This is a genomic window from Dietzia sp. CW19 (assembly GCF_014145265.1).
In the GTDB taxonomy this organism is placed as follows: domain Bacteria; phylum Actinomycetota; class Actinomycetes; order Mycobacteriales; family Mycobacteriaceae; genus Dietzia; species Dietzia natronolimnaea.
In genome coordinates this window covers 2,068-5,277 of record NZ_JAALEE010000365.1, presented here as the reverse complement: position 1 = coordinate 5,277, position 3,210 = coordinate 2,068, and the positions used below count along the sequence as shown (strand labels likewise).

At 71.6% G+C, this 3,210-nt stretch carries 2 protein-coding genes and 1 pseudogene; 1 reads left to right on the top strand and 2 read right to left on the bottom strand.

Translation table 11 applies throughout. The features are described 5' to 3' along the window. Both G6021_RS17905 and G6021_RS11240 read right to left on the bottom strand, forming a co-directional pair. Positions 1–1,244: peptidoglycan binding domain-containing protein (locus G6021_RS17905; protein WP_182641310.1), on the bottom strand; the 1,244-nt coding region annotated here is incomplete at its 3' end. A gap of 194 nt (positions 1,245–1,438) precedes the next feature. Beyond that, the gene (locus G6021_RS11240) at positions 1,439–2,752 is read right to left on the bottom strand and encodes an acetyl-CoA C-acetyltransferase (RefSeq protein ID WP_182641309.1); all 1,314 of its coding nucleotides are present in this window, start codon (positions 2,750–2,752) and stop codon (positions 1,439–1,441) included. Positions 2,753–2,868: 116 nt separating this feature from the next. Here G6021_RS11240 and G6021_RS11235 point away from each other — a divergent pair. Next, positions 2,869–3,210, top strand: a pseudogene (locus G6021_RS11235) (short chain dehydrogenase); the annotation flags it as partial.

Sequence of the window (3,210 nt, the reverse complement as noted above, 5' to 3'; positions counted from 1 at the left end):
CGGATCCCGGCCCGCTCTGCCTCCTCGGTGGTGAGCTCAGGATCCCGGCCCACGTAGCCGACGGGGAGCACGCGCGGACCCTGGACGTCGGTGAGCTGTCCCGGGAGTGCGCCGAGCAGCGGACCCCACGAGACCGTGCGCCCCTGGACCGCGGGCACCACGGAGGCGGACGACCCGCTGAAGGAGAACGAGGCGTCCCGGCCCTCCTGCTCGGTCTCCTCCATCAGCGGCTCCAGGATCCCCTTGGCCGCGTCCGCGTCGAACCGGGGTTGCAGCTCGGACCCCTCGCGCACGAAGGTCAGATACTCGCCGATCCGGTCCCGGGGGAACAGCACGGGCACGGCATCGGGGCCGTCGGCGTCGACCATTTCCAGCTCGCGCTCGGCGGGGACCGCCCGCTCCCTGCCCGGGGGAGGAGGCGGGGCCGGCAACCTGGTCGTGACGGTGGTGACGGGCGGCTCCGTGCCGTCCTCACGCATCCGCGAGGCCAGCAACGTCACATCGCGCCCGGCGGCGGGTTCGGCCACGTCGCGGATGAGCGCGCGGACCTGGTCGGCCTGCGTCTCGGTGGGGGTGTAGTCGACCACGAGGTCGACGCCGTCGTCGTCGAGCCAGTGGGCGAGCACCGCGTCGCGCGAGCTCTCGATCCGCAGACGCTGGCCGTCCAACGGGATGGCGGAGCGGACCTCGTCACGGTCGAACCAGATGGCGCCCTCACGCGGGTCGAAGTCCGCCTGCAGGGCGAGTTTCTCCAGGAACTCGGTCAGCCGCGCGTCGGGGATCACGCTGGCGATGCCCACCTCGGTGGACCACACCAGGCTGATCAGCCGGGTGAACGGGTTGAGCGGCTGCTCCCCCGCCCGGTCGAGGGTGCCCTGCCAGTCCACGGACAGCCCGACCGATCGGGGATCGAGGGTGGTGGACACGACGCCGGCCCGCAGGTCGACCTCCTCGTCGACCCGTGGCCCCAGCTCGCGGATCAGGAGCTGCTCGGCGTCGGCCGTGCGCATCCCACCGACCTGGATCCCGGCCACCTCGGCCCCGCGGGGGACCCGTCCGATGCTGTGGACCAGATCGAAGCCGTAGAGCACCGCCAGCCCCATGAACACGCCGACACCCGTGTGGATCCACCGCGACCGCACGCGGTAGCGCCGCCGGTCGGCGGCCGCGGGATGGGGGCCCTCGCCCTCGACCACGACGGGCCGGGCGGGTCCGGCGTCGCCGGTGGTGGTGGAATCGTCCACGGGTTCTCACGCCTCCTCACGAGCGGGGGACTCTCGACCCGGCGGGGCGTCGACCGGGGTTATCCCACCCGAACCACTGTGGCGTCCACTATGACGGACCGGTACCGATGAGTGCAGCCCCCGCGCCGTACGCGGGGGCTGCACTCATGAAACGACCACCCGGCGGGGACGCCGGCGGGGTCAGCGCGTCGGGCTCACCGTTCGACGATGGCCGTGACGCCCTGACCACCGGCGGCGCAGATGGAGATGAGCGCGCGGCCCGAGCCCTTCTCCTCCAGCAGCTTGGCGGTCGCGGCCAGGATGCGGGCCCCGGTGGCGGCGAACGGGTGCCCGGCCGCCAGCGAGGAACCGTGGACGTTGAGCTTGCTGCGGTCGATCGATCCGAGCGCGGAGTCCAGACCGAGTCGCTCGGTGCAGTACTCCTCGGACTCCCAGGCCGCGAGCGTGGCCAGGACCTGCGAGGCGAACGCCTCGTGGATCTCGTAGTAGTCGAAGTCCTGCAGTGTCAGGCCGTTGCGCTCCAGAAGCCGCGGGACCGCGTAGGTGGGCGCCATGAGGAGCCCGTCCGGGGTGCGGCCGTCGTGGCCGTGGATGAAGTCCACCGCCGCGGTCTCGGAGTCCACCAGGTAGGCGCGGACGGGGAGCTTGTTCTCCTCCGCCCAGGCCTCGCTCGCCAGCAGGACCGCGGAGGCGCCGTCGGTGAGCGGGGTGGAGTTCCCGGCCGTCATGGTGGCCTCGGTGCCGTGGGCCTCGGCGTCGCGCTTGCCGAAGACCGGCTTGAGCTTGCCGAGCTTCTCCTCGGACGAGTCGGGACGCATGTTGTCGTCACGCGGCACACCGAGGAACGGGGTGACCAGGTCGTCCTGGAAGCCGGACTCATAGGAGGCGGCGAGGTTGTGGTGGCTGGCCGCGGCGAGCGCGTCCTGGTCCTCGCGGGTCACGCCGAGCTCGCGGGCGGTGATGGCGGCGTGCTCGCCCATGGACAGCCCGGTGCGGGGCTCCGCGTTCTGCGGCTGCTCGGGGACCAGCGACTGCGGACGGATGTCACCGAGGAGCTTGAGCCGGTCGACCGTGCTCTTGGCCGAGGAGACCTTGATGAGGATCTTGCGCAGGTCGTCGTTGACGGCCAGTGGGGCGTCGGAGGTGGTGTCGGTGCCGCCCGCGATCCCGGCGTCGATGCGGCCGACCGCGATGGCGTCGGCGACCTGGATGGCCGTGGCCAGGCCGGTGCCGCAGGCCTGCTGCACGTCGTAGGCGGGGCTGGAGGAGTCGAGAACGGAGCCGATGACCGACTCGCGGGTGAGGTTGAAGTCCCGGGCGTGCTTGAGGACGGCACCCGCGGCGACCATCCCGACGCGCTTGCCCTGCAGGTTGTAGCGGCTGGCGAGACCGTCGATCGCCGCGGTGAGCATGTCCTGGTTGGAGGCGTCCGCGTACTTGCCGTTGGATCGGGCGAAGGGGATTCGGTTGCCGCCTACGATGGCGACCTTGCGGGGGCTGGTGGTCACGTGTGTCACTCCCGTTTGATCTCGGTATCCGGTGGCCCGTAGCGCGGCCCGACGAGTATTGTTACTCAGCGGTAAGTTACTTGTCGACCCGTAAGACCGCACCTCTCCAGGAGATGATCGCCATGGCACAGGGCAACCTCGACCTCTATTCGCAGTTCGTGACCTCGGCCCCCGGGTCGTTCATCGCCGGCAAGGTCGGCCTCCCGCAGCCCGAGCAGCTCCGCCGGCACGAGGCCGGGCAGCCCGCCCTCCACGGCCCGGTCCTGGTCGGCGGCGAGGGCCGCCTGGTCGAGCCCGTCCGCGCGATCCTCGAGTCGGACTACGAGCTGGCCGGCGCGGACGCCGAGGGCAAGTTCGCCGGCCTGGTCTTCGACGCCACCGGCATCCGCCGCACCGAGGACCTCAAGGCCCTGTTCGACTTCTTCAACCCCGTCGTCCGCCGCGTCGCCGCCAGCGGC